Here is a 6,600-nt window from a genome sequence, read left to right on the forward strand (position 1 = left end):
CAGGGTCATGCCCGCGCACGGCGCGCACCACACGGACACAGAGGAGCCAGAGCAGTGCTGAACGGGTTCAAAGACTTCATCCTGCGCGGAAACGTCGTCTCCATGGCGATCGGTCTCGCCGTCGGAGCCGCGTTCACCGCGGTCGTCACCGGGTTCAGCAACGCGTTCATCGTTCCCGTGATCGGCATCATCACCCGCGGCACCGGCGACTTCAGCAAGGCCCACTTCAGGCTCGACGGAGTGGACTTTCCCTACGGCCTCTTCGTGAGCGCCGCGATCGCCTTCCTCATCACCGCCGCCGTGCTCTACTTCTGCGTCGTCGTGCCCATGGCCAAGGTGCAGGACCGCTTCACCAAGAAGGAGCAGGAGAAGGTCGACATCAAGGCCGCCCTGCGCGACTGCCCCCGCTGCTACACCGCCATCCCCGCCATCGCCTCCCGCTGCGCCCACTGCACCAGCGAGGTCGAGCCCGACCCCGAGGCCCTGGAGCTCGCCAAGCTCCCCGCCCCGCGCTGACCGGCGGTACGCCCCACCCGTACGGCCTACGGCCCGCCCCCGGACGCACACCCGCCCGGTCGCGGGCCCCGTGGCCGTGGCGGGCCGCGAGCACAAGGGAACTAGCTCCTCCCGCCTGGCGTTGACCAGTTCGGGAGGCTCCACTGGGGAGTGGAGCACCACCGAGCAAGGGTTCCCCTGCTGCACCACTTGGAGGGCGTACCGTGCACCGCCGGCACAACGGGCTGAGAACCGCCGTACTCCTCGGGGGCCTGTCCGCACTCATCATCGTCATCGGAAGCTTCTTCGGGCGTACGGGACTGATCGTCGCGCTCCTCGTAGCCGTCGGCACCAACGCCTACGCCTACTGGAACAGCGACAAGCTGGCCCTGCGGGCCATGCGCGCCCGCCCGGTGAGCGAGTTCGAGGCCCCCCAGCTGTACCGCATCGTCCGAGAGCTCTCCACGGCCGCGCGCCAGCCCATGCCCAGGCTGTACATCTCCCCGACCCAGGCCCCCAACGCCTTCGCGACCGGCCGCAACCCGCGCAACGCCGCGGTCTGCTGCACCGAGGGCATCCTTCAGATCCTGGACGAGCGGGAACTGCGCGGCGTCCTGGGGCACGAGCTGAGCCATGTCTACAACCGCGACATCCTGATCTCCTCCGTCGCCGGAGCGCTCGCCTCCGTCGTCATGTTCCTCGTCAACTTCGCCTGGCTGATCCCGGTCGGCCGCTCCAACGACGACGAGGGCCCCGGCCTCCTCGGCATGCTGCTGATCATGATCCTGGGCCCACTGGCCGCCACCGTGATCCAGCTGGCCGTCAGCCGCTCCCGCGAGTACGAGGCGGACGCCTCGGGCGCCCAGCTGACCGGCGACCCGCTGGCCCTCGCCGGTGCCCTGAGAAAGCTGGAGGCGGGCACCAAACAGCTTCCGCTGCCCCCCGAGCCCCGGATCGAGACCGCGAGCCACATGATGATCGCCAACCCGTTCCGGCCGGGCCAGGGCATGTCCAAACTGTTCTCGACCCACCCGCCGATGGCGGAGCGCATCGCCCGACTCGAAAAGATGGCAGGTCACCGCCCGTGAAGACAATCCTGAACGTCATCTGGCTGGTCCTGTGCGGCTTCTGGATGTTCCTCGGCTACCTGCTCGCGGGCGTCCTGCTGTGCATCACGATCATCGGCATCCCCTTCGGCCTGGCAGCCTTCCGGATCGGCCTCTACGCCCTGTGGCCCTTCGGCCACCGCGTCGTCGACCGGCGGGACGCGGGCGCCCCCTCCTGCGTGGGCAACGTGCTCTGGCTGATCCTGGCCGGCTGGTGGCTGGCGCTCGGCCACATCACCACCGGCATCGCCCTCTGCCTCACGATCATCGGCATCCCCCTGGGCATCGCGAACTTCAAGCTGATCCCCGTCTCACTGATGCCCTTCGGCAAGGAGATCGTCAGCACCGACGCCCCCTTCGCCGGCTGGTAGTTCCGGGCCCGATTCCCGTACGCACCACGCCCCACAGGAGATTCACAGCAGCTCCGGGCAACTGCCCCACCCGCACGGACGTCTTGGATTCCACCACCGGGTGACGGGTAGGTTCGCACGCATGAGCATTGTTGGCTGGATCATTCTCGGACTTGTCGCGGGCGTCATCGCCAAGGTCCTGCTGCCGGGCCGTGACCCCGGCGGCCTCGTGGGCACCACCCTCATCGGCATCGTCGGCGCGTTCCTGGGCGGCTGGATATCGACCCGGTTCCTCGATCGCACCATCTCGAACGACGACTTCTTCGACCCGGCGACCTGGGTGTCGGCCATAGGCGGCTCGCTGATCCTGCTGATCGCCTACCGGCTGCTCTTCGGCAACTCCCGCGAACGCCGCTGACCCCCGGGCCGGGAGACCCCCTCAGGGGGCGCCCAGCCCCGTCTCGCGCAGCGTCAGATTGAGCCGGCCGCCCCGCATCCCGGTGCCCGGGTCCGCCGTTCCCGGCAGGATCCGCGGCACCCCGTGGAACGCGTACCGCGACGGCCCGCCGAAGACGAACAGATCGCCCGAGGCCAGTTCCACATCCGTGTAGGGCCGCCCCCGGTGCTCCGTGTTGCCGAACCGGAAGACACAGCTGTCACCGATGCTCAGCGACACCACCGGGGCCCCGGCCCGCTCCTCCTTGTCCTGGTGCAAGCCCATGCGCGCCGCGTCGTCGTAGAAGTTCACCAGCGCCGCGTCCGGCGCGTACGCCCCGGCGCCGCCCTCCGGCCCGTACGCCTCCGCCACCGCGGCCCGCCCCAGCCCCACGAGCCATGCGGGAAGGGGCGCGACCGGCGCCCCGTTCACATCGTCCGCCGTACGCGAATAGCGGTACGGCTGCCAGTGCCACCCCAGGCACACCGTCCGCACCGACATCACCCCGCCGCCCGGCAGCACCGTGTGCCGCAGCGGAACCGGCCCGCGCGCCCACTCCCGGCACGCCGCCACCAACTCCCGCTGCCGCTCCGGGGACAGCCACTCGGGCACATGCACCGCACCCGGCGCGACCACCGTCCGCGGCCGGGGGAACAGGCCGCCCATCAGCGCCCCACGAGGGCACCCTCCAGGCCCAGCAGCCGTTCCTTGCGCTCCAGACCGCCCGCGTACCCGCGCAGCGCCCCGTCCGCGCCGATCACCCGGTGGCACGGCCGCACGACGAGCAGCGGATTGCGCCCGATCGCCGTACCCACGGCCCGCACCCCCGCACCCGACGAACCGACCCGCTCGGCGATCTGCCCGTACGAGACCGTCTCCCCGTACGGCACCGCCTCCAGCGCCGCCCAGACCCGGCGCTGGAACTCCGTCCCCCGCCCCGCCGCGTACACCAGGTCGAACCGCGTCCGCCGGCCCTCGAAGTACTCCCGCAACTGCGCCGCCACCGCGGCGAACGCCTCCGGATCGCGGACCCAGCCGTCCTCGACGACCGCCCCGCCCCTCTGGCCCGGCACGGAGAGCGAGACGAGCGCGACCCCCGCGGCGGAACCGGCCGCCCTGACCGCCTCCTCGCCGACCAGCAGCAGCTCGCCCAACGGGCTGTCGACCGTCGTGTACAGCGTCATGACGCGTCCCTCTCCTCCGTCCGGAACCGACCGCTCCGCCGGCCTCCACCGACCAGTCTGCGGCGCCCGGACCACCGTGACCGGCGGTATTCGGACATGCAGTCCCGTACCGGGAAACCGGCCGGGACCGGGCGCGGGAGCGCGTCGCACGCTCCCCGCCCGCCCGGACCGCGACGGTCCCGCGCGACGGCCGGACTACCGGTAGTTCACGAACTGGATGGCGAAGTCGAAGTCCTTGCCCTTCAGCAGCGCCTGAACGGCCTGCAGATCGTCCCGGCTCTTCGAGCTGACCCGCAGCTCGTCGCCCTGGACCTGCGCCTTGACGCCCTTGGGGCCCTCGTCACGAATGACCTTCGCGACCTTCTTGGCGTTCTCCTGGGAGATGCCCTCCTCGATCGAGGCGAAGATCTTGTACTCCTTGCCGGACAGCTGCGGCTCGCCCGCGTCCAGCGACTTCAGCGAGATACCGCGCTTGATCAGCTTGGACTGGAAGATGTCGAGGATCGCCTTGACCCTCTCCTCACCGTTCGCCTCCATCAGGATCTTCTCGCCGGACCAGGAGATCGAGGCACCGGTTCCCTTGAAGTCGTAGCGCTGGGAGATCTCCTTCGCGGCCTGGTTGAGGGCGTTGTCGACCTCCTGCCGCTCGACCTTCGAGACGATGTCGAAACTGGAGTCGGCCATGACGTGTGGCTCCTTGGATCGGGGTGCTGGAAAGAAAGTGCTTACAGGGGCGGCCGCGGAGCCCGCGGGCACCACGCCGTCCGGCCAAGCCTAGGACAGCCCCCGAGCCCCTCGCGTCCCCGCGCACCGGCCCCGCACCCCCCGGACACCCCGGCCCCGGGACCCCGCGCACCCCCGCCACCACCGCTGATCAATCCGGTGGCGAAGCACCCCCGGTCATCAGGTATCGTTTACGTCGTTGCCGGAGAGCACCGCGAAAAACGGGACTCGAAGACAACATCCCTTGGCGGTGTGCCCGAGTGGCCAAAGGGAGCAGACTGTAAATCTGCCGGCTCAGCCTACCCAGGTTCGAACCCTGGCGCCGCCACTGGAAGTGAAACCCCTTCCGACCTGCTGTTTCAGCAGATCGGAAGGGGTTTTCTCGTTCCCGGGACGATGGCTCGCCAGGCGCCCGAAACGCGGCCCTGTCTCACCTGATCCCACCCGAATCCCAGGTCTGATCAGGGCGTGTCCCCCAGACGTCCCCCGGGGGAACGACTACTCCGGCTCGTTCCACTCCCGCATCGCCGCGTCGATCCGCCGGTTCGCCCGGTCCTGCGTACGGGCGAGCACCTTGGCGTAGACCCGGAAGAGAACCGCGATCGTGTGGCCGGCCCGCCGGGCGCACTCCATCGGGTCCACTCCTGAGCTGAGCCAGAAGGACACCCCGGCGTGACGCAAGTCATACGGCCGTCGGGCGAGCTGCGACGCGGACTCCTCCTCCGTGAGCACGTCCGTACGGGCCTGAGCCCAGACCTCGCCGTACCCGGTCTCCTGGAGCAGCCCGCCCCGGTTGGTTCGGAACAGCCGGCCGTCCGGGGCGGTGCCGTGGGTGGCGATGTGCTGCCGGAGCATCCGCACGAAGTGCGGCGGGATCGGCACGGGCCGCGAGTCCTTCACGGCACGGGCCTTGAGATGCCGGGCCTCGTGCGCCTGACCGTCGTCGGTCCAGCCCTTCCCGACCCGTACGAAGCCCTGGCGGAGAGTGAGGGTGCCCCAGCCGGATTCCGGTAGGTGGCACTGGGGGAGCCGCAGGGCCGTCGCCTCGGCCGGCCGCATGGCCGCGTAGTAGAGGCAGCCGAAGAACGCTTCCAGGTGCTCACCGCGCGGCCCCTGCTCACGTACGCCCCTGAGAAGCGCCCGCACCTGGCGGGGGTTGGCCACGCTGTCCGGGTCGACTTCCTCGGCGGTCTTGGGCGCCGCCCACTTCACGGTGGTGAGCGGGTTGACCGGTGTGGAGAAGTAGCCCTGCTCCACAGCGAGACCGAGCACATCGCTCAGACAGGCCCGCTTCCGCTTCGCGGTGCGAGGGGCGGCAGGTTTGCCGTCCAGCTTGAGAGCGAGCGCGTCCAGGGCGAGCCGCACGGTGGCGGACTGTTCGAGAGCGGAGACCGGATACGAGTTCTTGGCCACCCAGCGCAGGGCGTGCGCCACGTCCGCCGGCGGCTCGTCGTCCCAGCGGTTGCGGTTGTAGGCCCACCCGTACAGGGCCTTGCGGAGTGTCGCCGTGTCTGGGCGCCCCACCCGCGTCTTCATGAGCGCCGGCGTGATGGTGGCGAGGGCGTCCGCGTAGTTCTTCCGCGACTTCGCCGGTGCGGCGGCCCACTTCCGGTCGATATACGCGCGGGTGTGCTCGTACCAGGTGATAGAGCCCTGCATCGCGCGGATCTCGGACGCGGGGAGCCCCTGCTCCTCATCGAACTGCTCGCCACGGCGCACGGCGGACATCAGCTCGGACCGGCGACCGTCCGCTTGTGCCTTGAGCTGGTAGCTCTTGGAGTGCTTGCGCTGCCCGACCCGCCAGCGCACCCGGTAGGGCTTCGGGCGTTCGCGTCGGACTTCCAGGGAGTACAGGCTTACGTCGTACGTGAGAGGCATGGTTCTCCATGAGGAGAGGGCCCGCCGGAGTGGCGGGCCCTCGGTGGTTGGTACGTCGGGGAAGGTCAGGCGGCGCTTTCCTCGCACTGCGCCCACCAGGCGTCCAGGTCGGAGCGACGGACGCGGAGCTGGCCGTTCGGGAGCTTGATCAGGCGGGGGCCCTGGGCACGGGCGCGCATGCGGTAGAAGGCGGCGCGGGACATGCCGAGTTCGGCGAGGACTTCGGGGAGCTTGAGCATCTGGGGGCGGGCCATAGTGCGACTCCTCAGGTCGTCTGGCGGGGCGTCTGGGCGCGACTGTCCTAGGTGGGGATTTCTGCGTCACAGCGTCACCAGCGTCACGCGGGCTGTTGACCTGCGGTTTTGTGTGACGCGGGGGTGTGGGTGTGCGTCATCGGTGCGTCACAGGGTGCGTCACGGCGTGACGCA

Annotated in this window: 9 protein-coding genes and 1 tRNA gene; 5 read left to right on the forward strand and 5 right to left on the reverse strand. The window is 69.9% G+C overall.

Features of this window, described 5'->3' with window-relative positions; all coding sequences use genetic code 11:
• Positions 1–54: 54 nt before the first annotated feature.
• The 4 genes from mscL to ACFVDM_RS23345 all read left to right on the forward strand — a co-directional run bounded on the left by mscL (position 55) and on the right by ACFVDM_RS23345 (position 2,369).
• The gene (gene mscL / locus ACFVDM_RS23330) at positions 55–516 is read left to right on the forward strand and encodes a large conductance mechanosensitive channel protein MscL (protein ID WP_383643189.1); all 462 of its coding nucleotides are present in this window, start codon (positions 55–57) and stop codon (positions 514–516) included.
• Between the two features lie 203 nt (positions 517–719).
• The gene (htpX, locus tag ACFVDM_RS23335) at positions 720–1,583 is read left to right on the forward strand and encodes a zinc metalloprotease HtpX (RefSeq protein ID WP_383643192.1); all 864 of its coding nucleotides are present in this window, start codon (positions 720–722) and stop codon (positions 1,581–1,583) included.
• Positions 1,580–1,972 carry a YccF domain-containing protein gene (locus ACFVDM_RS23340; RefSeq protein WP_383643195.1) on the forward strand — a complete coding sequence of 131 codons (393 nt, stop codon included), beginning with the start codon at positions 1,580–1,582 and terminating at the stop codon, positions 1,970–1,972. Before htpX ends, ACFVDM_RS23340 begins: the two co-directional genes overlap by 4 nt.
• Positions 1,973–2,093: 121 nt before the next feature.
• On the forward strand, positions 2,094–2,369 hold the full coding sequence (locus ACFVDM_RS23345) for a GlsB/YeaQ/YmgE family stress response membrane protein (protein WP_383643198.1): 276 nt from the start codon (positions 2,094–2,096) through the stop codon (positions 2,367–2,369).
• 21 nt (positions 2,370–2,390) lie between these two features.
• Here the strand turns inward: ACFVDM_RS23345 and ACFVDM_RS23350 are convergent, their stop codons facing one another.
• The 3 genes from ACFVDM_RS23350 to ACFVDM_RS23360 all read right to left on the reverse strand — a co-directional run bounded on the left by ACFVDM_RS23350 (position 2,391) and on the right by ACFVDM_RS23360 (position 4,255).
• Complete coding sequence (locus ACFVDM_RS23350; protein WP_383643201.1) at positions 2,391–3,053, reverse strand: alpha-ketoglutarate-dependent dioxygenase AlkB family protein; 663 nt, start codon at positions 3,051–3,053, stop codon at positions 2,391–2,393.
• Positions 3,053–3,571: a methylated-DNA--[protein]-cysteine S-methyltransferase gene (locus ACFVDM_RS23355; RefSeq protein ID WP_383643204.1), complete on the reverse strand. Its 519-nt coding sequence runs from the start codon at positions 3,569–3,571 to the stop codon at positions 3,053–3,055. The genes ACFVDM_RS23350 and ACFVDM_RS23355 overlap by 1 nt, the downstream gene beginning before the upstream one ends.
• Before the next feature lie 195 nt (positions 3,572–3,766).
• A complete protein-coding gene (locus tag ACFVDM_RS23360; RefSeq protein ID WP_383643207.1) occupies positions 3,767–4,255 on the reverse strand; it encodes a YajQ family cyclic di-GMP-binding protein in 489 nt (162 codons plus the stop codon).
• Positions 4,256–4,540: 285 nt separating this feature from the next.
• Between ACFVDM_RS23360 and ACFVDM_RS23365 the strand changes: the two genes are divergently transcribed.
• Positions 4,541–4,622, forward strand: a tRNA-Tyr gene (locus tag ACFVDM_RS23365).
• A gap of 170 nt (positions 4,623–4,792) precedes the next feature.
• Here ACFVDM_RS23365 and ACFVDM_RS23370 read toward each other — a convergent pair.
• Complete coding sequence (locus ACFVDM_RS23370) at positions 4,793–6,172, reverse strand: tyrosine-type recombinase/integrase (protein ID WP_383643210.1); 1,380 nt, start codon at positions 6,170–6,172, stop codon at positions 4,793–4,795.
• Between the two features lie 65 nt (positions 6,173–6,237).
• Positions 6,238–6,426 carry a helix-turn-helix transcriptional regulator gene (locus ACFVDM_RS23375; RefSeq protein ID WP_383643213.1) on the reverse strand — a complete coding sequence of 63 codons (189 nt, stop codon included), beginning with the start codon at positions 6,424–6,426 and terminating at the stop codon, positions 6,238–6,240.
• Positions 6,427–6,600: the final 174 nt, after the last annotated feature.

Source organism: Streptomyces sp. NPDC057682, from assembly GCF_042799575.1.
Taxonomy (GTDB): domain Bacteria; phylum Actinomycetota; class Actinomycetes; order Streptomycetales; family Streptomycetaceae; genus Streptomyces.

Excerpts from the sequence above, each read along its gene's own strand:
- ACFVDM_RS23345 (WP_383643198.1), top strand. The coding sequence starts at position 2,094 with ATGAGCATTGTTGGCTGGATCATTCTCGGACTTGTCGCGGGCGTCATC.
- ACFVDM_RS23350 (WP_383643201.1), bottom strand. The coding sequence starts at position 3,053 with ATGGGCGGCCTGTTCCCCCGGCCGCGGACGGTGGTCGCGCCGGGTGCG.
- ACFVDM_RS23355 (WP_383643204.1), bottom strand. The coding sequence starts at position 3,571 with ATGACGCTGTACACGACGGTCGACAGCCCGTTGGGCGAGCTGCTGCTG.
- ACFVDM_RS23360 (WP_383643207.1), bottom strand. The coding sequence starts at position 4,255 with ATGGCCGACTCCAGTTTCGACATCGTCTCGAAGGTCGAGCGGCAGGAG.
- ACFVDM_RS23370 (WP_383643210.1), bottom strand. The coding sequence starts at position 6,172 with ATGCCTCTCACGTACGACGTAAGCCTGTACTCCCTGGAAGTCCGACGC.
- ACFVDM_RS23375 (WP_383643213.1), bottom strand. The coding sequence starts at position 6,426 with ATGGCCCGCCCCCAGATGCTCAAGCTCCCCGAAGTCCTCGCCGAACTC.